Here is a 19,154-nt window from a genome sequence, read left to right as displayed (position 1 = left end):
CGCGTTGACCCGTCTTTATCTAAAGACGGGTCAACGCGCGTGGGTCACTTGGGGGGCATCCGGATGCCGCCGTCGACGCGGATCGTCTCGCCGTTCATGTAGGAGTTGGTGATGCACTCCACGACCATCGAGGCCAGCTCGTCGGGCGTCCCGAGGCGCTTGGGGAAGAGCACGTTCTGACCGAGGTTGGCCTTGAACTGCTCGGCGGCCTCGCCCTCGCCGTAGATCGGGGTCTCGATCAGGCCGGGCGCGACCGTGTTGAGTCGGACGCCGGCAGCCGAGAGGTCACGAGCGACCGGCAGCGTCATGCCGACCACGCCGCCCTTGGACGCGGAGTAGGAGGCCTGTCCGATCTGGCCGTCGAACGCCGCCACGCTGGCGAGGTTGACGATGGCGCCGCGGCAGCCGTCGGCGTCGGCGTCGTTGGTGCTCATCACGGTGGCCGCCTGGCGCACCATGTCGAAGGTACCGATCAGGTTGATCGCGATGACCTTGGTGAAGGCCTCCAGCGAGTGGGCCGACTCCAGCTGTCCGTCACGGCCGATGGTGCGCTGCGCCCAGCCGATGCCGGCGGAGTTGACGACGGCCTTGAGCGGAGCGATCTCGGCCGCGGCCTTGACGGCGGCTGCGATCTGGTCGGTGTCGGTGACGTCGACCTGAGCGAAGACACCCTTGACCTCGGCGGCGAGGGCCTCACCCTTGTCGGCCTGCAGGTCGGCGATGACGACGGTCGCGCCCTTGGCAGCGAGCTGACGCACGCACGCGGCACCGATGCCCGAGGCGCCGCCGGTGACGATGGCAGAAGTTCCAGTCAGATCCATGGACCGGAGCATAGAGCCGCCGCGTTCACCGTGACAGCGGTGGTGTCACGGTGAGATGTCGATCAGAGTCCGGTCGCGCCGGAGGCCACGATCTCGGCGGGGCCGGTCATCTGGATCCGGTTGCCGGCGGTCCACCGGATGGTGAGCGTGCCGCCGGGGAGATCCACGCGGTAGTCGACGTCGCGTGCGCCGCCGTCGGGCTGTTCGCGCAGTGCCGCAGCCACCATCACCGCGCAGGCTCCGGTGCCGCACGACTGGGTCTCGCCCGAGCCGCGCTCGTGCACCCGCATGGCGACGTGCCGCTCCCCGCGCGGCACCACGAACTCCACGTTCACCCCCCGCGGGTATACCGCGAGGTCGAAGACCGGCGACTCCAGCAGCGCTCCGGCCTCGGCCAGGTCGTCGACGAACGCGACGGCGTGCGGGTTCCCCATGTCCACGTGCAACGCCGACCAGACGCTCTCGCCCACCGAGACCGTCGTCTCCTCGGCGATGCGGGGCTCGCCCATGTCGACGGTCACCTCGCCGGACGGCGTGAAGGTCAGCACCTTGACGCCGTCGCGGGTGTCCACCGGCAACGGCTCGTCGGCCCGTGCCAGCCCGGCCGCGACGAGGTAGCGACCGAACACGCGGATCCCGTTGCCGCACATCTCCGCGACCGACCCGTCGGCGTTGCGATAGTCCATGAACCACGGCACAGCCGGGTCGGTGCCGGCGACGACGCCGCCGCGCACGACGCGCAGCACGCCGTCCGCTCCGATGCCCGAGCGTCGGTCGCACAGGGCGCGCACGCGGTCGTCGTCGAGCTGACCGTGCAGGGTGCCGTCGAGGTCGGGGAGGATCACGAAGTCGTTGCGGGTGCCGTGGCCCTTGAGGAAGGGGTACTGCTCAGCCATAGAGACCTCGCTCGTAGTTCTCCGGGGCATAGTGCGCGTCGATCTCCTCCAGCGAGCGGCCGGCGCCCTCGAGGCGATGGGCCAGAACCGCGCGTCGCGGCACCTGCTGCGGCACCCAGGTCTCGGGATCCCACAGGCCCGAGCGCAGGAAAGCCTTGGCACAGTGGAAGAAGACCGTCTCGATCTCGACCATCGCTGCCAGGACCGGGCGATGTCCGCGCACCGTCATGGCGTCGAAGAACGGCGCCTCGCTCACCAGGCGCGCGCGACCGTTGACCCGCAGCGTGTCGCCGCGGCCGGGGATCAGGAAGTTCAGCCCGACGAAGGGGTTGGCCAGGAGGTTGCGATACCCGTCGGCGCGCCGATTGCCCGGGCGCTCGGCGATCGCGATCGTGACGTCGTCGATCACGTGCACCAGCTGACCGGCCGGATCGCCCTTGGGCGAGGCATCGCATCGCCCGTCGGAATCGGCCGTGGCCATGACACAGAAGGGCGAGGCCGCGAGCCAGGCGCGGTCCTCCGCGGCCAACGACGTGCGCACCTTGCCGGCCGCAGCCGCAGTCGACGTGCCGAGCACCGCGGCGAGTGCGGCCTCGGAATCGACGAACTGCCACTCCTCCACGTCGTCCACGGTACGGGGTGGTCGCCTCAGCGCGCCCGTCGTTTCAGCGCCGGGTGGCTCTTCGCGAGCATCGGCAGCAACAGCGTGCGTGGGGTGACCTGGGAGATCGCGGCGGCGACTCGGTTGACGGCTCCGGGGATGACCACGAGCCGGCCCTTCGCCATCCCCTCGACGGCGGCCCGCGCGACGTCGGCGGCGCTGACCCACATCACCGACGGGAGCGCGGCCTCGGCCTCCTCCTTGCTGAAGCCGGCGGTCTCCCCGAAGCCGGTGTCGACCGGGCCGGGGCACAGCGTCGTCGCGGTGACGCCGGTGCCCTTGAGCTCGGCCGCGAGGCTCTGGGTGTAGGAGAGGACGAACACCTTGCCGGCGCCGTAGCCCGCCTGGCCCGGCAGCGGCTGGAACGCGGCCGTCGAGGCGACGTTGAGGACGGCACCGCTCCGCCGCGCGACCATGCCCGGCAGGAAGCGCGAGCAGAGATCGACCACGGCGACGACGTCGACCTCGACCATCGTCATCTCATCCTCGGGGTCGGACTCGGCGATGAGGCCGAGCGTCGAGAGCCCCGCGTTGTTGACCAGGATGGTGACATCGAGGCCGAGGTCGGACACGCGCTGAGGCAGGGCCGCCCGAGCCGCGCGATCGGCGAGATCGGTGGCGAGCGCCTCGGCGCGGACGCCGCTCGCGGTCAGCTCGGCGGCGAGCTCGGCCAGCTTGTCGGCCGAGCGCGCCACCAGGACGACGTCGTGCCCACGGCGGGCCAGCTCGCGCGCGATCTCGCGGCCGATGCCGGAGGAGGCGCCCGTCACGAGAGCGGCGCCGGAGGTCGGGAGGGAGGTCATGGCGTCAACCTAGTGCCGCGACCCGCGCTCCCGACCGCCGACGACGACGCGACGATCGGCGTCAGTGACCGCTGTGCGAGCCCGGCGCACCGGCAGCCACCCGGCCGGGCATCACGATCGCGATGGCAAGCACCACGATCGCCAGGATCGCCCCGACGCCGAAGCCCCACTCCATGCCACCGACCTTGGCCTCCAACGCCGCGACTCCATCACCGAGCAGGCTGGTCTCCCGCGCCGTGATCACCGCGGCGATGATCGCCGCACCGGCCGCCGCGGCGACTTGCTGCAGCGTGCCGAGCAGCGAGCTGCCGTGGGAGTAGAGCTCCGGCGGCAGGGCGCCGAGACCGATGGTGAAGACCGGCGTGAAGACGGCGGCGAGGCCGACCATGAGCAGGATGTGCACCGGCAGCAGGTAGGCCATCGAGGTGTCGACCTGGACCCGCGTGAGCAGGGTCAGCGCGACGAGGACGGCCATCGAGCCCGGGATGACGAGCGGTCGGCCGCCGACGCGGTCGTAGATCTTGCCGACCTGCGGACCGAGCAGACCCATCGCGAGACCGCCGGGCATCACCAGGAGGCCGGTCTCGAGCTCGGAGAGCCCGCGCACCTCCTGCAGGTAGGTGGGGAGCAGGATCATCGAGCCCAGCATCGCCATGAAGGCCACCGACATCAGCAACAGCGCCAGGGTGAACGAGCGGTGCTTGAGCGCGCGGAGGTCGAGCAGCGGCGAGCCGCCCCGCTGGAGCTGGAGCTGGCGCCCCACGAAGACGGCGATCGACGCGAGGCCGACCGCGACACACGTCCACGGCACCCAGGCCGCCGCGTCTCCACCGAACTGCGAGAGGCCGTAGACCAGCGGACCGAAGCCCGCGGCCGAGAGGGCGACGCTGAACCAGTCGACGGAGCCTGCGACCGTCTCACCGACGTTCTGCAGGCGCTGCAGCCCCACGACGGTGATCAGTGCGGCGATCGGGAGCACGACGCCGAACATCCAGCGCCACGACGCGACGTCCAGGATCACGCCGGAGACCGCGGGGCCCAGGGCCGGCGCCACCGACATCGCCAGCGTCACGTTGCCCATGATCCGGCCTCGGTCGCGCTCGGCGACGACGGTCATCAAGGTGGTCATCAGCAGCGGCATCATCACCGCGGTGCCGGTCGCCTGCACGATGCGCCCCGCGAGCAGCACCTCGAAGGTCGGCGCGAGGGCGGCGAGCAGCGTGCCCGCACAGAAGATGCTCATGGCGGTACCGAGGGCCTGGCGCGTGGTCACCCGCTGCAGGAACCACCCGGTGATCGGGATGACCACGGCCATCGTCAGCATGAACGCGCTCGTGAGCCACTGCGCGGCGCGGAAGTCGACGGAGAACTCGACCATCAGACGCGGGATCGCGTTGACCATGATCGTCTCGTTGAGGATCACGATGAAGGTGCCGGCGACCAGCCAGCGCAGCACGCCGTAGTCGGGGCTCGCCTCGCCGGCAGGTGCCTGTGGGGACGCCGCCTGCGTCGCGGGCTGGCGGTCGGGGGCGTCGGGCGTCTCGAGAGACTCAGGCGTCGTCGTCATAGCAGGACCGACCCTGACACGAGCGCGGACTCATCGGCGAACGGATAAACGCCCGCGACCGGGCGATGTGATGCGGATCTCAGGTTCTTCACCCCTCGCCCTCCGCCGCGTCCGACCGGTTCTTCCGCGGGCCGAGCACGTCGTAGCTCGCGGCGACGAAGTCGCCGTCGCGCGCGGTCCAGGTGAGCTGCAGGTCGACCGGACGGGAGAACAGCGGCTGGCCCGACCCGAGCGCGACGGGCGCGACGGTGATGAGGACGTCGTCGAGCATGCCGGCGTCGGCGAAGTCGGAGGCCAGACCGCCACCGCCCATGACCCAGACGTCGCGCGAACCGGCGGCCGCCTCGATCGCCCCACGATGGCCCGCGACCGGCCCCTCCACGAACCGGATCTGCTCGGCCACCCGCGGCAGGTCGCGGTGGGTGAAGACGAACGCGGGTTGCTCGTAGGGCCAGGCGCCGCCGATGTCGGGATGGTCGAGGTGGTCGACCACCCACGTGGAGGTGCTCGCACCCATCACCACGGCACCGACGCCGGCGATGAACGCGTCGTAGTCGTGCCCCGCGCCCCGCTCCTGCTGGGCGGCGAAGAGCCAGCCGAGGTCGTGGTGCTCGTCGGCGAGGAAGCCGTCGAGGGTGGCAGCGGTGTAGTAGCGATAGCGGGAGGTCACCCGAGGACCGTGCCACTGGCCACCGACATTCCTGCTGGCACGCCCGTGACGCCTGTCGACACGCCCGGCCGGCGAGCGGCTGGGCGCTCACGCCACGGTGCGCACGGCCCCCACAGCAGCGACGGCCCGTTCCACCAGGTCGGGTGCGTCGTAGGGCAGCCAGACGATGCGTGGATCCTTGCGCCACCACGCGAGCTGACGACGAGCGAACTGCCGGGTCGCGACGACGGTGCGCTCGCGCGCCTCGTCGAGGCCGAGCTCGCCGTCGAGGTGGGCGATCACCTGCTGGTAGCCGATAGCCCGCGATGCCGTCCTGCCCTCGCGGAGCCCCTGGGCGAGCAGGTGCTCGACCTCCGCGACCAACCCGTCGTCGAACATCGCCGCGACGCGACGTTCGATCCGCGCATCCAGTGTCGGTCGGTCGATCTCGACGCCGATCTGGACGGTGCGCGGGTCGTCGTAGGTCAGCTCCGGCAGGGACGCCGAGAACGGACGCCCGGTGATCTCCACGACCTCCAGAGCCCGCACGATCCGCCGGGTGTTGTCGGGGAGGATGCTCGCCGCGGCGCTCGGATCGACCTCCGCCAGCCGGGCGTGCAGGGCCGCCGAGCCGAGCCGTTCGGCCTCCGCCTCCCACCGCTCGCGGACGGCGGGGTCGGTGCCGGGGAACTCGAACCGGTCGACGATCGCGCGCGTGTAGAGCGCGCTGCCACCGACCAGCACCGGGCTCCGGCCGCGGGAGCGGATCTCCGCGATCGCCGCTCGGGCCCAGATCTGGAACTCCGCGACCGTGGCGGGGTCGCGCACGCTCAGGGTGTCGAGCAGATGGTGCGGGATCCCGCGTCGCTCGGCGGGGACCGGCTTGGCGATGCCGATGTCCATGCCGCGGTAGACCGCCATCGCGTCGGTGTTGACGATCTCGCCGTCGAGGCGTTCGGCGAGGGCGAGCGAGAGCCCGGTCTTCCCCGACGCCGTCGGGCCCACGATCGCCACGACGGGTGGGATCACAGGCGCGCTCACCTGGGTAGTCTCGCAAGCATCGACGTCACACCGTCATCTGCACGGTGGCGCGTGATCTGCGACCAGAAGGAGAGCGACGTGGGATTCCTCGACAAGGCGCTGCGGGCGGCGAAGAAGGTGGACGCCGACAAGGTGCGTGCCCAAGTGGGCAAGGCCGTGGACAAGCACGGCGAGAAGATCACCGGCGGCATCGACAAGGCGGCCGCGGCCGTGGATCAGAGGACCGGCGGCAAGCACAGCGACAAGATCGCCAAGGCGCAGAGCAAGGCCAAGGAGGGCTTGGAGAAGCTCGACGGGCGCCCGGGCGACGACGCGCCCGGAGGCCCCCGATGATGGGCGGCGACGACCTGCCCGACGAGAACGACGGCGAGAACGCGGCCGCCGAGCAGCAGGAGGAGAACGCCGGGTCGTCGCAGGACCAGCCCTCCCAGTGAGCACCGAGCACGGCCGCTTCGTCGTCGTCCCGGCCGCCTACGTCTTCCTCCTCCGCGAGCAGGACGGCGTCACGGAGGTGCTGCTGCAGCTTCGTCGCGGCACGGGCTACATGGACGAGCACTGGGCCGCGGCAGCGGCGGGGCACGTCGAGCGCGGCGAGACGGCGTTCGACGCCGCGCGCCGCGAGGCGGCCGAGGAGATCGCCGTCGCCGACCTCGACCTGGAGTTCGTCACCGGCATGCACCGCACCCGGCACGACCTGCCGATCGACGAGCGGATCGACTTCTTCTTCACTGCACGCTCGTGGACCGGCACCCCGCGCATCGTGGAGCCCACCAAGTGCGCCGAGCTGCGCTGGTGTCCGCTCGCGTCGCTCGACGACCTGCCCGGGCCGGTGGTGCCGCACGAGCGCGCCGTCCTCGACGGGATCGCCGCCGGGCACATCCCGCCGTACACGACGTTCGGCTTCTGAGCCGGCGCGGCGGCCACCCACGTCTCCTCGCCGCGTCGGGTGAACCGCGCCGCCCTCCCGCGGGGCACGCTGGCCAGATGAGCGACGACGACCTCGGCCCCCGACCCGAGCCCCAGATCGAGCCGGGCGAGCCCGATCCGGGCGGCCCCGACGCGGTGCCCTTCAGCGACGGCTTCACCGGAGACGGCGAGGACGACGGAGCTCCGCTGGTGGCCGATCTCGACCCCGCCGACAACCCGGCCGTGGAGGACGCGCTGCCCGACGAGATGCGCCAGCCCGAGGACACCTCGACGCAGGCCACGCGCGACGAGGACGGCGAGAGCGACGTCGACCAGGAGGAGGAGTCACCCGCCTGAGCTAGTGGGCGCCGCCCCCGGGGCGTCGTCCCAGCACGTAGGCGCGCTCGGTGGTCTCCCCCCGCGCCGAGATCGGAGCGCGCCGGTACCACTCGACGTCGACCAGCCCGGCCGTCTCGAAGAGCGCCGCCACGTCGGCCGGCTCGCGCTCGACGACGCTCAGCCCGACGTCGTGGCCGAACCACTCCTCCACCTGCCGGACCCCCGTGCCGGCATGTCCGGCGTAGACCAGCCATCCACCCGGCTGCAGCGGCCGCACCAGACCCTCGATCACGGTCGGCAGTTCGCTCGCGCCGAAATGGATCAGGGAGTACCAGGCGAGCACCGCGCCCCAGCCGCCGGCGGTGGTCGGACGCATCAGGCGACGCAGGTCGCCGACCTCGTAGGTGGCTTGACCGAAACGCGCCCGCGCCTGCTCGATCATCGCCGCCGTCACGTCGAGCCCGGTGGCGGCGGCGCCGAGGTCGGCGAGGCGCGCCGTGGGGTGCCCCGGGCCGCAGCCCGCCTCGACCACGGGCGCCGCGCCTGCGAGGCGGACGACGCGGTCGAGCAGCCAGCGCTCGAACGGCAGGTGGTCGAGCTCGTCGACGAGTGCGTCCGCGTAGGCCGGCGCGATCGCATCGTAGGCGGCCTCCACCCGGGCGTCGCGAGCCTCCGGATCGACGTCCGGCTCGGACGACGCGGACCCCGGATCTCCAGCGCCCCCCGGGCTCTCGACGTCGACGGGGCGATCGCCCAGCAGGTGGACCCATCGCACCTCCCGTGCGCCGGCACGTCGCGGCAGCGCGCGCACGAGGGGTTCGTCGCGGGCGGCCAGGGCGTTCAGCGTGGCCTCCGCGGCCGCCTTGTCGGCGAACGCGTGCAGCCGGTCGGCGCTGGTGCGGACCTCACCGGGCGAGAGCGGCCCGCGCAGCAGCAGGACGGTGACGACGGCGCGCTCGGCGGCGTCGAGATCGAGGACGTCGCTGAGGAGCTGGTGGTACTTGAGGGTCCGTCGGCCGCTGTCGCTCCACACGATCCGCACCAGGTCGCGGTCCTTCAGCGCTTTGGCGCCCTCGGTGACGGTGCGCTCGTCGTAGTCGGTGACCGGCTGGCGGCTCGAGCTCTGGTTGCACGCGGTGCGCAGGCCGTTCGCGGTCATCGGGTAGGACGCCGGCACGGTGACCTGCTTCTCGAGAAGCGCTCCCAGCAGGCGTTGCTCGACGGCGTCCAGCGCGGGCAGCGTCATGACGATCTCCTCGCCGGAATCCTCAGGAGACGCCGCACGCGGGTGCGTCCGGCAGGGCGGCAGGGATGCCGAGCGAGGGCATGCCGAGCGCGACGCCGGTGGCCGAGGGGGTCGCCGTCCGCGCCTCCCAGGCGTCGCCCGAGCGGGTCGGGCGCACGGCGAGCACACGCTCGGCCACGAGGTGGTGCGGCGCGGCGTAGGTGACCTCGACCGTGGCCATGTCGCCGGGGCGCACCCCGCCGAGACCGGTCTCGGCGGGGTCGGTGAAGTGCACGAGCCGGTTGTCGGGGCCGCGCCCGGAGAGCCGGCGGGTCGCGGCGTCCTTGCGCCCCTCGCCCTCGGCGACCATCAGCTCGACGGTGCGGCCGACCAGACGCTTGTTCTCCTCCCACGCCACGTCGTTGACGAGCGTGACGAGGCGGTCGTATCGGTCGCGCAGGACGTCGGCGGGCACCTGGTCCTCCATCGTCGCCGCGGGGGTGCCGGGGCGCTTGGAGTACTGGAAGGTGAACGCGCCGGCGAAGCGGGCCTGGCGCACGACGTCCATCGTGGCCTGGTGGTCCTCCTCGGTCTCGCCGGGGAAGCCGACGATGATGTCGGTGGTGATCGCGGCGTCGGGCATGGCCGCGCGCACCCGCTCGATGATCCCGAGGTACTTGTCCTGACGGTAGGAGCGGCGCATCGCCCGGAGCAGTCGGTCAGAGCCCGACTGGAGCGGCATGTGCAGCTGCGGCATCACGTTCGGCGTGGCCGCCATCGCCTCGATCACGTCGTCGGTGAACTCGGCCGGGTGGGGGCTGGTGAACCGCACGCGCTCGAGGCCGTCGACCTCCCCGCAGGCCCGCAGCAGCTTGGAGAACGCCTGCCGGTCGCCGAACTCGACGCCATAGGCGTTGACGTTCTGGCCGAGCAGCGTCACCTCGCTGACGCCGTCCGCGACGAGGGCACGCACCTCGGCCAGGATGTCGCCGGGGCGCCGGTCCTTCTCCTTGCCGCGGAGTGCGGGCACGATGCAGAACGTGCAGGTGTTGTTGCACCCGACCGAGATCGAGACCCAGGCCGCGTAGGCCGAGTCGCGCTTGGTGGGAAGCGTGCTCGGGAAGACGTCGAGCGACTCCAGGATCTCGACCTGCGCCTCCTGCTGGGAGCGCGCACGATCGAGCAGCGCCGGCAGGGATCCGATGTTGTGCGTGCCGAAGACGACGTCCACGTAGGGCGCGCGGTCGGTGATCGTCGCGCGATCCTTCTGCGCCAGGCACCCGCCCACCGCGATCTGCAGGTCGGGGCGCGCCGCCTTGATCGGCGCCAGGTGCGACAGGTTGCCGTACAGCTTGTTGTCGGCGTTCTCCCGTACCGCGCAGGTGTTGAACACGACGACGTCGGCCTGCGCGCCGTCGACGGCCGCGACGTAGCCGGCGTCCTCCAGGAGCCCCGAGAGCCTCTCGGAGTCGTGGACGTTCATCTGGCACCCGTACGTCTTGACCTCGTAGGTCCGGGGCGTGGTCGCTGCGCTGCTCATGACCGACCAAGAGTAAGAGCGTGAAGCTCCATCCGAGAACTCCGAGGATGCCGGCGGAGCGGCCTCGCTGCGACGGATCGTCATCGGTTCGTGACTAGACCGCGTAGCCCGATGTGACTATCTGTCGCTATGGTCACGACGCATGACCCTGACCGAGGAGGCTGGCCGCCAGGCCGGGACGCCGGGCACGCCCCTGGTCGTGCTGGACGGCGTGAACAAGTGGTTCGGCCAGTTGCACGTGTTGCAGGACATCGACCTGACCGTGCACCGCGGCGAGGTGGTCGTCGTCATCGGCCCGTCGGGCTCGGGCAAGTCGACGCTGTGCCGCACGATCAACCGGCTGGAGACCATCGACAAGGGCGCGATCTCGCTCGACGGCCGCCCGCTGCCCCAGGAGGGCAAGGAGCTCGCCAACCTGCGGGCCGAGGTCGGCATGGTGTTCCAGAGCTTCAACCTCTTCGCCCACAAGACGATCCTCGAGAACGTCACCCTCGGTCCGATCAAGGTGCGCAGGAAGTCCAAGGTGGACGCCGAGAAGCGCGGCCGCGAGCTGCTCGACCGGGTCGGCGTCGGACATCAGGCCGAGAAGTACCCCGCCCAGCTCTCCGGTGGTCAGCAGCAGCGCGTGGCGATCGCCCGCGCACTCGCGATGGAGCCGAAGGTGATGCTCTTCGACGAGCCGACCTCGGCCCTGGACCCGGAGATGATCAAAGAGGTCCTCGACGTCATGGTCGACCTCGCCCAGGGCGGCATGACGATGATCGTCGTCACCCACGAGATGGGGTTCGCGCGCACCGCCGCCGACCGCGTGATCTTCATGGCCGACGGAGCCATCGTCGAAGAGGCTGCCCCCGAGACCTTCTTCACCAACCCCCAGAGCGATCGCGCCAAGGACTTCCTCGGCAAGATCCTCAAACACTGAAAGGAACACGCATGAGAACCCTCAGGTTCCGGGCCGCCGCGGCGGCCGTGCTCCTCGTCGGCGGCCTGGCCGCTTGCGGTGACGCCGGAAGCGACAGCGACGGACGCGACGTCGAGGCGGAGGAGGTCGAGGACGGCAAGTTCGAGGACGGCTCACGGATGGCCGAGATCGCCGACGCGGGCACGATCCAGGTGGGCGTGAAGTACGACCAGCCCGGACTGGGATTCAAGGGCGCGGCCGACGAACTGCCGTCGGGCTTCGACATCGAGATCGCGAAGCTGCTCGTCGCCGACCTCGGCATCGACCCCAACGACACCAGCAAGGTCAACTACGTCGAGACGATCTCCGACAACCGCGAGCCCTTCCTGGAGTCCGGCAAGGTCGATCTGGTGCTTGCCTCCTACTCGATCACCGACGACCGCCGCAAGGTCGTCGGCCAGACCGGGCCCTACTTCCTCACCGGCCAGCAACTGCTCGTGCCCGAGGACAGCGACATCGAGAGCATCGACCAGCTCCAGGGCAAGGAGATCTGCTCGGTGACCGGTTCGACCTCCATCGACCGGATCAACGAGGCCGGTGCCAAGGGCGTCGGGTTCGACTCCTACTCCGAGTGCGTGCAGAAGGTCCTCGACGGCTCGGTCTCGGCGATGTCGACCGACGGCACGATCCTGGCCGGTTACGCCGCTCAGAACGAGGGCGAGCTGAAGGTCGTGGGCGACGAGTTCTCCGAGGAGCGCATCGGTATCGGCTACTCGCTGGACCACCCGGAGATGTGCGCGTGGATCAACGGCGTGCTCGAGGAGGCCTTCGAGGACGGCTCGTGGGCCGAGGCGTTCGAGCTGACGCTCGGGCCCTCGGGCGTCGAGGTTCCCGACCCGCCGACGCTGGACGCCTGCCCGTCCTGATCCGATCGCCTGGACGCCAGGAACCACCGGACGCCGTGCTGCCCCGGGCACTCACACCCCGGGGCAGCACGGACCGGACCGCTCCTGACCCCCGTTCCCGCCGACCACGCCTGAGAGGAGGCCGATGAACGCCATCGTCGAGAACCTCGACCTGTTCTTCCGCGGCTTCGGCTACACCGTCGCGCTGTTCGTGATCTCCGGCCTGCTCTCACTCCTGCTCGGCACGCTGCTCGCCGCGATGCGCGTCGGCCCCATCGCGGTGCTGCGCCTGGCCTCCAGCGTCTACGTCACCTGCGTCCGCAACACACCGCTGGTGATCGTGTTCGCGTTCTTCGCCTTCCTGGCGCCCGTCCTCGGCATCCACTTCAAGTGGCTCGACGTCCAGGTCGGCGACCTGAACTTCACCTCCTTCTACGGCGCCGCGGTCGTCTCGCTCTCCCTCTACACCTCCGCCTTCGTGTGCGAGGCGATGCGCTCGGGCGTCAACGCCGTCCCCCTCGGCCAGGCCGAGGCTGCCCGCGCGATCGGACTCCCGTTCGGCGGGGTGATGCGCGAGGTCGTCCTGCCTCAGGCGTTCCGTGCCGCCCTGCCGCCGTTGGCGAGCGTGCAGATCGCACTCATCAAGAACACCTCGGTCGCCGCCGTGTTCGGCGTCGCCGAGGCCACGCAGTCGATGCGCGACCTGCTGCGCGACTTCGGTGCCACCGAGCGGATCGGGATCTTCGCCATGTTCGCTCTGGGGTACGTCGTCCTCGTCGAGCTCGTCTCGTTGCTCTCGCTCCGCCTGGAGCGACGGTGGGCGGTCGCACGATGAGCGGCAGCAACGTCCTCTTCGACGCACCGGGCCCCCGCACAGCGCGTCGGCATCGGCTCTACAGCGTGCTGGCCACGATCGCCACGGTCGGCGTCATCGCCTACGCGGTCTGGAAGCTGGCGGACGCCGGCCAGTTCGCCGGGGAGAAGTGGGAGGTCTTCTCGACTCCCCGTTACCTCGAGGTGCTGCTCGTCGACGGCCTGCTGAACACCGTGAAGATGGCGGCAGCCGCCATCGTGGGCGCCGTCGTCTTCGGCGTCGTCTTCGGCATCGGCAAGCTCTCCGAGCACGCCTGGATCCGGTGGCCCTGCTGGCTCGTCGTGGAGTTCTTCCGCGCCGTCCCGGTGCTGCTGATGATGATCTTCACCTGGTTCGCGCTCGGCATCCAGAACAACGACTCGTCCTTCCGCGCCGTCGTCATCGCGCTGATGGTCTACAACGGAGCCGTCATCGCCGAGATCCTGCGCGCCGGCGTCCTCGCCGTGCCTCGGGGGCAGGCCGAGGCGGCCTACGCCATCGGCCTGCGCAAGACGGCCGTGATGAACCTGGTGCTCCTCCCCCAGGCCGTGAAGATCATGCTGCCGGCCCTGATCAGCCAGTGCATCGTGGCGTTGAAGGACACGGCTCTGGGCCAGTACGTGCTGGCACCCGGCCTGACGGCGGTCAGCAAGCAGATCTACCTGGAGTTCGACAACCGCATCCCGACGATGATCGTGATCGCCGGCCTCTACATCGCCGTCAACCTGCTGCTGACGGCGCTCGCGACCTGGCTGCAGCGCCGCTACGTCGGCGAGCGCAAGCAGCTCGAGGTCTCCGCGGTCGCGGCGCCTGCCGGCACCACCGTCTGACATGACCCGTCCGCTCCGGCGGACGGGTCACCGTCACGACCGGGTCTTGGGGCTGATCCAGAGCTTGATGTGGCCCTCGATCACGACCGTGCCGTCGTCACGCACACCCTTGACCCGGACGGGCAGGTCGTAGCCACCGGAGGCGAGGTCGGCGGTCCACTGCTCAGGGTCGGTCTCGGCGACGCAGGTGATGTCGCTGGTCGCCTTGGCCGTGTAGGCGATGTCCATGCCCTTGGGGATCCACCGACGGTCACCCGGGATCGTCACCTCGGCGAGCGCGCCCATCGCCGCCTCGAGCCCGTTGCACAGCGCGATCGCATGCACGGTGCCGATGTGGTTCTGGACGCCGCGACGCTTCGGGATCACCAGCTCGGCGCGGTTGGCCCGCACGTCGACGAAGCGGGCGCGGATCGTCCAGAAGTACGGAGCCTTCTGGCTGAACGCGAACGAGAACACCCGCTTGCCCACCGACGATCCGACGACGGGGACGGCGGTCGCGGTGTCCCACAGCTTCTGAACCTGGCTCATGAGCCGACCCTACTGGACAGTAACTTCCGGCGCGAGGAGTTCCACCCGATTGCCGTGCGGGTCGACGGCGTGCGCACGCTCGAAGCCGGGGAAGGTGTGGCGCTCGCGCTCGTCGACGGCGAAGCCCGCGGTGCGCAGGCGGGCGATGATGCCGTCGAGTTCGGGGACCGTCTCGTACGCGAAGGCCGGGTGGGCCCGACGAGCAGGCGCGAAGCCCTCCTCCACACCGACGTGGAGCTCGGCTGTGACGCACTCACCGTCGAACGACCGAAACCAGACGCCGCCGCGCACCGCCAGCGCCGCCGGCTTCGCCACCTCGTCGAGACCGAGGCCGGTTCCGTAGAACGCACGCGCGGCTTCCTCCCCGCCGGGCGGACATGAGACCTGGACATGGTGAAGGCGCATGACGCCATCGTGTGTCCCGATCTATCTTGATGTCAAGATTCTCGATCCACCCGCTATGCTCGCGCTCATGCGGGACGAGGTCGACGAGCTGATCGAGGCGTGGGCGCGTGAACGCGCCGACCTCGACCTCGATCCGGTCGCCGTGTTCTCCCGGATCAGCCGCTTGGGGCGCCACCTCGACCTCGCCCGCCGCGACGCCTTCAGCGCCCACGACATCGAGTCGTGGGAGTTCGACGTCCTGGCAGCGTTGCGCCGCACCGGCGAGCCCTACGAGCTCTCCCCCGGCCGCCTCCTGCGCGAGACCCTGGTGACCAGCGGCACCATGACCAACCGCGTCGACCGCCTCGTCGCGCGCGGCTTCGTCGAGCGGTACCCCGATCCCGAGGACCGGCGCGGGGTGATCGTGCGCCTCACCCCCGAGGGCAAGACCGCCGTGGACGGCGCGTTCGAGGCCCTGCTCGACGCCGAGCGTGCACTGCTCAGCGGGCTGGGCGGACGCGACCAGGAGCGTCTCGCCGGGTTGCTGCGGCAGCTGCTGGCGCCGTTCGCCTGATCTGCCCTGTTCGCGCGACCTCTCAGGGGTATGGCGCGGGGCCTACTCGAGCACCTCGGCGGCCTCGAGCCACTCCAGCTCGACGACCTCCTTCTCCGCCAGCACGGCATCGAGCTCGGCGCCGAGCTCGGCCAGCTTCGCGTAGTCGGTCAGGTTCTCGGCGAGCGAGACGTTCAGCGCAGCCTCCTGGGCCGCGAGCCGCTCGAGCTGCTTGTCCAGCCGAGCGAGGGTCTTGCGCGCGGCACGCTCCTCGGCTGAGCCGGCCTTGGCCTTGGGCGTCTCGAGATGCCCCGGTCGCTCCTCGGTCGGGTCGCTCGCTCGAGCGTCGTGCCTGACGGGATCCCGCTCGTCCCTCGTGCGCTCGCGACGCTCCAGGTACTCATCCACACCACGCGGCAGCATCGAGATCTGGCCGTCACCGAGCAGTGCCCAGATCGAGTCGGTCACGCGCTCGAGGAAGTAGCGGTCGTGCGAGACGACGATCAGGGTGCCCGGCCAGCCGTCGAGGAAGTCCTCGAGCACCGTGAGCGTCTCGATGTCGAGGTCGTTGGTGGGCTCGTCGAGCAACAGCACGTTCGGCTCGGTCAGGAGCAGCCGCAGCATCTGGAACCGGCGTCGCTCACCACCCGAGAGGTCCCCCAGGCGCGCCGTCAGCCGATCGCCGGTGAAACCGAACCGCTCGAGCATCGACGTCGCGGTGATCTCCCCGTCCGTGGTGCGGGTGACGCGGCGGATCGACTCCACCGTGTCGAGCACACGGCCCTGCGGGTCGAGGTCGTCCAGCTCCTGGGTCAGATGCTGGAGGGCGATCGTGCGCCCGTGCCGGACCTTGCCGACGGCGGGCGCGAGCCCGCCGGCGAGCAGGTTCAACACCGAGGTCTTGCCGGCGCCGTTGACGCCCACGATGCCGATCCGGTCGCCCGGGCCGATCCGCCAGGTGGCGTGGTCGAGCAGCTGGCGCTCGCCGCGGAAGAGGTCGACGTCCTCGACGTCGATGACGTCCTTGCCGAGCCGTTGCGTGGCGAATCGCTGGAGCTCGAGACGGTCGCGCGGCGGCGGAACGTCGTCGATGAGCGCGTTCGCGGCGTCGATACGGAACTTGGGCTTCGACGTGCGTGCGGGCGCTCCGCGGCGCAGCCAGGCCAGCTCCTTGCGCATCAGGTTCTGACGGCGGACCTCGGTCGCTGCCGCCTGACGGGTGCGCTCGGCCTTGGCGAGCACGAACGCGGCGTATCCGCCCTCGTAGACGTCGACGACGCCGTCGTGCACCTCCCAGGTCCATTCGCACACGGCGTCGAGGAACCACCGGTCGTGGGTGACCACCGCGAGCGCCGACGACCGACGACGCAGGTGGTCCGCCAGCCAGGCGACCGCCTCGACGTCGAGGTGGTTGGTGGGCTCGTCCAGCACGAGCAGGTCGTGCTCACCGAGCAGCAGCGCCACCAACGCGCAACGGCGTCGCTCCCCGCCGGAGAGGCCGAGCACCGCACGGTCGAGGTCGACCCCGGCCAGGAGCTCGGCCACGATCTCGCGCAGTCGCGGGTCGGCCGCCCACTCGTGATCGGCCCGCCCACCCAGGACGGCGTCGCGCACGGAGTGGCTGTCGTCGAGTTCATCGCCCTGGTGGAGGTAGCCGACGAGGAGTCCGCGCGTGCGCGAGACGCGTCCGCTGTCAGGCTCCTCGATCCCCGTCATCACCTCGAGCAGCGTGGTCTTGCCGTCGCCATTGCGCCCGACGATGCCGATCCGGTCACCGGCGCCCACGCCGAGCGACACCTCGCTCAGCAGCGGCCGGATGCCGTAGGACTTCGAGACCCGCTCCAGGTTCAGCAGGTTGCCCTCAGCCATCGACGCCCCCCTCGCCCAGCCCGGCGAGGCCGTGGACGACATGCGCTCCGGCGACCGGCCCGTTGGCCACCAGTACGACGTCGTGTCCGGCACCGCCGAGTTCCGCAGCGACCTCGCGCGCGCCGTCGGCGCCATCGCAGAGGAAGACCACCGTGGGACCGGATCCGGAGATCAGGCCCCGTAGGGCGCCGGCAGCCTCGCCCTGGTCGATCAGCTCGCCCAACTCCGGCCGCAGATCGACCGCGGGGGCCTGGAGATCGTTGTGCAGGGTGCGCGCGAGTCGTACCGGCTCACCGCTGACGACGGCCTCGATCAGCGCGTCGGCCGAGGGCGGCACCGGGTCGGCGTCGGGGAAGAGCCGGTCGAAGTGCCCGTAGACCTGCGGGGTGGAGAGCCCCACCCGGTTCGGGACGGCGACCCACCACCAGGTCGCCTCGTCGGCGATCGGGTCGACCAGCTCGCCGCGGCCGGTGCCCAACGCCGTGCCGCCGATCAGTGCGAACGGGACGTCGCTGCCGAGGTCGGCGGCCATCTCGAGGAGCACCTCGTCGGGCGTCTCCAGCCCCCACGCGCGGTCGATGCCCACCAGCGTCGCGGCGCCGTCTGCCGAGCCACCGGCGAGCCCGCCGGCGACCGGGATCGCCTTGCGGATCGACACCGACGACGGGAGCGGTCGCCCGTGATGAGCACTGAGCAGCGCGGCGGCACGTGCGGCCAGGTTCGTCGCGTCCAGCGGGATCGAGGAGGTCTCGACCCAGCTCTCGCCGTGCAGCTCCAACCGGTCGACGTCGCTCCGCTCGACCGTGACGTCGTCGAACAGGCCGATCGCCTGGTACACGGTGGTCAGCGGGTGGAAGCCGTCCTCGCGGGCGGCACCGACGCCGAGGTGGAGATTGACCTTGGCCGCGGCGCGTACGCGGACCGATGCCGGAGTGGCGTGGCTCCTCATACCGGTGCTCCTGCCGGGGGCTCGCCTGCCGGGCGCGGTAGGGCAGCCGCGATCGCGGCGAACTGCACCACGTCGAGCGCCTCTCCCCGGGTCATCGGGTCGATGCCGGCGGCGGCGAGCGCGGCGTCGACGTCCTCGACCGCGTTCACCGCCCGCAGGGCCGAACGGACGGTCTTGCGACGCTGGGCGAAGGCCGCATCGACGACCGCGAACACCTGCTCGCGCGTCGCCGTCGTCGGCGGCGGGTCACGGCGCTCCCAGGCGACCAGACCGGAGTCGACGTTGGGGGCCGGCCAGAAGACGTTGCGTCCGATCGCGCCCGCACGGCGGACGTCGGCGTACCAGGCGGCCTTCACCGACGGCACGCCGTAAGTCTTGGAGCCCGGGCGTGCGGCCAGCCGATCGGCCACCTCGGCCTGCACCATCACCAGCCCCCGCTCGAGCGATGGCAGCAGCGCCAGCAGGTGCAGGAGCACCGGCACCGAGACGTTGTAGGGCAGGTTCGCCACGAGCGCGGACGGCCGCGGGCCGGGCAGCTCGGTGACACGCAGCGCGTCGGCGGTCACCAGTTCGAACGCGCCCGTCTGCTCGGGGGCGTACTCCGCGATCGTGAACGGCAACCGGGCCGCCAGCCGCTCGTCGATCTCGATGGCCACCACGCGCGCGGCGACCTCGAGGAGCGCCAACGTGAGCGAACCGAGCCCGGGGCCCACCTCGACCACGACGTCCTCGGCGCCGACGCCGGACTCCCGGACGATGCGACGCACCGTGTTCGCGTCGATCACGAAGTTCTGGCCACGCTGCTTGGTGGGCCTGACGTCGAGCTCGGCGGCCAGACGCCGAACGTCCGCCGGCCCCAGCAGTCGGGGGCCGGCGGACGTCATGGCGTCACCGTATCGAGCACGGGCGCGCGGACCCTGATCGGTCCGCGTCG

General features: G+C 71.0%; 22 protein-coding genes. 8 read left to right on the top strand and 14 right to left on the bottom strand.

Going from position 1 to position 19,154, the window contains the following annotated elements; genetic code table 11:
* Positions 1 to 44 precede the first annotated feature (44 nt).
* The 7 genes from KSO97_RS07230 to miaA form a co-directional block, all read right to left on the bottom strand.
* On the bottom strand, positions 45 to 821 hold the full coding sequence (locus tag KSO97_RS07230) for an SDR family NAD(P)-dependent oxidoreductase (protein WP_232677451.1): 777 nt from the start codon (positions 819 to 821) through the stop codon (positions 45 to 47).
* Positions 822 to 883: 62 nt separating this feature from the next.
* A complete protein-coding gene (dapF, locus tag KSO97_RS07225; RefSeq protein ID WP_232677450.1) occupies positions 884 to 1,717 on the bottom strand; it encodes a diaminopimelate epimerase in 834 nt (277 codons plus the stop codon).
* A complete protein-coding gene (locus KSO97_RS07220; RefSeq protein ID WP_308188267.1) occupies positions 1,710 to 2,339 on the bottom strand; it encodes an MSMEG_1061 family FMN-dependent PPOX-type flavoprotein in 630 nt (209 codons plus the stop codon). The genes dapF and KSO97_RS07220 overlap by 8 nt, the downstream gene beginning before the upstream one ends.
* A gap of 26 nt (positions 2,340 to 2,365) precedes the next feature.
* A complete protein-coding gene (locus tag KSO97_RS07215) occupies positions 2,366 to 3,181 on the bottom strand; it encodes an SDR family oxidoreductase (protein ID WP_232677449.1) in 816 nt (271 codons plus the stop codon).
* A gap of 61 nt (positions 3,182 to 3,242) precedes the next feature.
* Positions 3,243 to 4,748 (bottom strand): MDR family MFS transporter, encoded by a 1,506-nt coding sequence (locus tag KSO97_RS07210; RefSeq protein ID WP_232677447.1) that lies wholly within the window; start codon positions 4,746 to 4,748, stop codon positions 3,243 to 3,245.
* 88 nt (positions 4,749 to 4,836) lie between these two features.
* A complete protein-coding gene (locus tag KSO97_RS07205; protein WP_232677446.1) occupies positions 4,837 to 5,418 on the bottom strand; it encodes a dihydrofolate reductase family protein in 582 nt (193 codons plus the stop codon).
* Between the two features lie 87 nt (positions 5,419 to 5,505).
* Positions 5,506 to 6,438: a tRNA (adenosine(37)-N6)-dimethylallyltransferase MiaA gene (gene miaA / locus KSO97_RS07200; RefSeq protein WP_232677445.1), complete on the bottom strand. Its 933-nt coding sequence runs from the start codon at positions 6,436 to 6,438 to the stop codon at positions 5,506 to 5,508.
* Positions 6,439 to 6,516: 78 nt separating this feature from the next.
* On the opposite strand from miaA, the gene KSO97_RS07195 reads away from it, so the two are divergent.
* The 3 genes from KSO97_RS07195 (at position 6,517) to KSO97_RS07185 (ending at position 7,701) form a co-directional block, all read left to right on the top strand.
* A complete protein-coding gene (locus KSO97_RS07195) occupies positions 6,517 to 6,771 on the top strand; it encodes an antitoxin (RefSeq protein ID WP_232677444.1) in 255 nt (84 codons plus the stop codon).
* 97 nt (positions 6,772 to 6,868) lie between these two features.
* Complete coding sequence (locus tag KSO97_RS07190) at positions 6,869 to 7,345, top strand: NUDIX domain-containing protein (protein WP_232677442.1); 477 nt, start codon at positions 6,869 to 6,871, stop codon at positions 7,343 to 7,345.
* Between the two features lie 77 nt (positions 7,346 to 7,422).
* Positions 7,423 to 7,701, top strand: coding sequence for a hypothetical protein (locus KSO97_RS07185; protein ID WP_232677441.1), 279 nt, complete (start codon positions 7,423 to 7,425; stop codon positions 7,699 to 7,701).
* A gap of 1 nt (position 7,702) precedes the next feature.
* Here the strand turns inward: KSO97_RS07185 and KSO97_RS07180 are convergent, their stop codons facing one another.
* Both KSO97_RS07180 and miaB read right to left on the bottom strand, forming a co-directional pair.
* Positions 7,703 to 8,929, bottom strand: a complete 1,227-nt coding sequence (locus KSO97_RS07180; RefSeq protein WP_232677440.1) for a DUF480 domain-containing protein — start codon at positions 8,927 to 8,929, stop codon at positions 7,703 to 7,705.
* Between the two features lie 22 nt (positions 8,930 to 8,951).
* Complete coding sequence (gene miaB, locus KSO97_RS07175) at positions 8,952 to 10,448, bottom strand: tRNA (N6-isopentenyl adenosine(37)-C2)-methylthiotransferase MiaB (protein WP_232677439.1); 1,497 nt, start codon at positions 10,446 to 10,448, stop codon at positions 8,952 to 8,954.
* A 142-nt stretch (positions 10,449 to 10,590) separates the two neighbouring features.
* Between miaB and KSO97_RS07170 the strand changes: the two genes are divergently transcribed.
* The 4 genes from KSO97_RS07170 to KSO97_RS07155 all read left to right on the top strand — a co-directional run bounded on the left by KSO97_RS07170 (position 10,591) and on the right by KSO97_RS07155 (position 13,937).
* On the top strand, positions 10,591 to 11,370 hold the full coding sequence (locus KSO97_RS07170) for an amino acid ABC transporter ATP-binding protein (protein WP_374198473.1): 780 nt from the start codon (positions 10,591 to 10,593) through the stop codon (positions 11,368 to 11,370).
* Between the two features lie 11 nt (positions 11,371 to 11,381).
* The gene (locus tag KSO97_RS07165; protein WP_232677438.1) at positions 11,382 to 12,275 is read left to right on the top strand and encodes a glutamate ABC transporter substrate-binding protein; all 894 of its coding nucleotides are present in this window, start codon (positions 11,382 to 11,384) and stop codon (positions 12,273 to 12,275) included.
* A 124-nt stretch (positions 12,276 to 12,399) separates the two neighbouring features.
* Positions 12,400 to 13,089, top strand: a complete 690-nt coding sequence (locus tag KSO97_RS07160; RefSeq protein WP_232677437.1) for an amino acid ABC transporter permease — start codon at positions 12,400 to 12,402, stop codon at positions 13,087 to 13,089.
* A complete protein-coding gene (locus KSO97_RS07155; protein ID WP_232677436.1) occupies positions 13,086 to 13,937 on the top strand; it encodes an amino acid ABC transporter permease in 852 nt (283 codons plus the stop codon). The genes KSO97_RS07160 and KSO97_RS07155 overlap by 4 nt, the downstream gene beginning before the upstream one ends.
* A gap of 33 nt (positions 13,938 to 13,970) precedes the next feature.
* Here the strand turns inward: KSO97_RS07155 and KSO97_RS07150 are convergent, their stop codons facing one another.
* The gene (locus tag KSO97_RS07150) at positions 13,971 to 14,465 is read right to left on the bottom strand and encodes a hotdog fold domain-containing protein (protein WP_232677435.1); all 495 of its coding nucleotides are present in this window, start codon (positions 14,463 to 14,465) and stop codon (positions 13,971 to 13,973) included.
* Between the two features lie 9 nt (positions 14,466 to 14,474).
* Positions 14,475 to 14,870 (bottom strand): VOC family protein, encoded by a 396-nt coding sequence (locus KSO97_RS07145; protein WP_232677434.1) that lies wholly within the window; start codon positions 14,868 to 14,870, stop codon positions 14,475 to 14,477.
* A gap of 67 nt (positions 14,871 to 14,937) precedes the next feature.
* On the opposite strand from KSO97_RS07145, the gene KSO97_RS07140 reads away from it, so the two are divergent.
* Positions 14,938 to 15,423, top strand: coding sequence for a MarR family winged helix-turn-helix transcriptional regulator (locus tag KSO97_RS07140; RefSeq protein WP_232677432.1), 486 nt, complete (start codon positions 14,938 to 14,940; stop codon positions 15,421 to 15,423).
* A 42-nt stretch (positions 15,424 to 15,465) separates the two neighbouring features.
* On the opposite strand, the gene KSO97_RS07135 is transcribed toward KSO97_RS07140, so the two are convergent.
* The 3 genes from KSO97_RS07135 to rsmA are packed head-to-tail and all read right to left on the bottom strand — an operon-like array spanning position 15,466 to position 19,104.
* Complete coding sequence (locus tag KSO97_RS07135) at positions 15,466 to 17,271, bottom strand: ABC-F family ATP-binding cassette domain-containing protein (RefSeq protein ID WP_232677431.1); 1,806 nt, start codon at positions 17,269 to 17,271, stop codon at positions 15,466 to 15,468.
* Positions 17,264 to 18,220 (bottom strand): 4-(cytidine 5'-diphospho)-2-C-methyl-D-erythritol kinase, encoded by a 957-nt coding sequence (locus KSO97_RS07130; RefSeq protein WP_232677430.1) that lies wholly within the window; start codon positions 18,218 to 18,220, stop codon positions 17,264 to 17,266. The genes KSO97_RS07135 and KSO97_RS07130 overlap by 8 nt, the downstream gene beginning before the upstream one ends.
* Positions 18,217 to 19,104, bottom strand: coding sequence for a 16S rRNA (adenine(1518)-N(6)/adenine(1519)-N(6))-dimethyltransferase RsmA (gene rsmA, locus KSO97_RS07125; protein ID WP_232677428.1), 888 nt, complete (start codon positions 19,102 to 19,104; stop codon positions 18,217 to 18,219). The genes KSO97_RS07130 and rsmA overlap by 4 nt, the downstream gene beginning before the upstream one ends.
* Positions 19,105 to 19,154: the final 50 nt, after the last annotated feature.

The sequence above is a fragment of the Nocardioides sp. R-C-SC26 genome (assembly GCF_021246465.1).
GTDB lineage: Bacteria > Actinomycetota > Actinomycetes > Propionibacteriales > Nocardioidaceae > Nocardioides.
This window is presented reverse-complemented; position numbering and strand designations above follow the sequence as displayed.

What these genes read in the sequence shown, in the direction of transcription:
- KSO97_RS07230 (WP_232677451.1), bottom strand. Translation starts at nt 821, where the DNA reads ATGGATCTGACTGGAACTTCTGCCATCGTCACCGGCGGCGCCTCGGGC.
- dapF (WP_232677450.1), bottom strand. Translation starts at nt 1,717, where the DNA reads ATGGCTGAGCAGTACCCCTTCCTCAAGGGCCACGGCACCCGCAACGAC.
- KSO97_RS07215 (WP_232677449.1), bottom strand. Translation starts at nt 3,181, where the DNA reads ATGACCTCCCTCCCGACCTCCGGCGCCGCTCTCGTGACGGGCGCCTCC.
- KSO97_RS07210 (WP_232677447.1), bottom strand. Translation starts at nt 4,748, where the DNA reads ATGACGACGACGCCTGAGTCTCTCGAGACGCCCGACGCCCCCGACCGC.
- KSO97_RS07185 (WP_232677441.1), top strand. Translation starts at nt 7,423, where the DNA reads ATGAGCGACGACGACCTCGGCCCCCGACCCGAGCCCCAGATCGAGCCG.
- KSO97_RS07180 (WP_232677440.1), bottom strand. Translation starts at nt 8,929, where the DNA reads ATGACGCTGCCCGCGCTGGACGCCGTCGAGCAACGCCTGCTGGGAGCG.
- miaB (WP_232677439.1), bottom strand. Translation starts at nt 10,448, where the DNA reads ATGAGCAGCGCAGCGACCACGCCCCGGACCTACGAGGTCAAGACGTAC.
- KSO97_RS07170 (WP_374198473.1), top strand. Translation starts at nt 10,591, where the DNA reads ATGACCCTGACCGAGGAGGCTGGCCGCCAGGCCGGGACGCCGGGCACG.
- KSO97_RS07165 (WP_232677438.1), top strand. Translation starts at nt 11,382, where the DNA reads ATGAGAACCCTCAGGTTCCGGGCCGCCGCGGCGGCCGTGCTCCTCGTC.
- KSO97_RS07160 (WP_232677437.1), top strand. Translation starts at nt 12,400, where the DNA reads ATGAACGCCATCGTCGAGAACCTCGACCTGTTCTTCCGCGGCTTCGGC.
- KSO97_RS07155 (WP_232677436.1), top strand. Translation starts at nt 13,086, where the DNA reads ATGAGCGGCAGCAACGTCCTCTTCGACGCACCGGGCCCCCGCACAGCG.
- KSO97_RS07150 (WP_232677435.1), bottom strand. Translation starts at nt 14,465, where the DNA reads ATGAGCCAGGTTCAGAAGCTGTGGGACACCGCGACCGCCGTCCCCGTC.
- KSO97_RS07145 (WP_232677434.1), bottom strand. Translation starts at nt 14,870, where the DNA reads ATGCGCCTTCACCATGTCCAGGTCTCATGTCCGCCCGGCGGGGAGGAA.
- KSO97_RS07140 (WP_232677432.1), top strand. Translation starts at nt 14,938, where the DNA reads ATGCGGGACGAGGTCGACGAGCTGATCGAGGCGTGGGCGCGTGAACGC.
- KSO97_RS07135 (WP_232677431.1), bottom strand. Translation starts at nt 17,271, where the DNA reads ATGGCTGAGGGCAACCTGCTGAACCTGGAGCGGGTCTCGAAGTCCTAC.
- KSO97_RS07130 (WP_232677430.1), bottom strand. Translation starts at nt 18,220, where the DNA reads ATGAGGAGCCACGCCACTCCGGCATCGGTCCGCGTACGCGCCGCGGCC.
- rsmA (WP_232677428.1), bottom strand. Translation starts at nt 19,104, where the DNA reads ATGACGTCCGCCGGCCCCCGACTGCTGGGGCCGGCGGACGTTCGGCGT.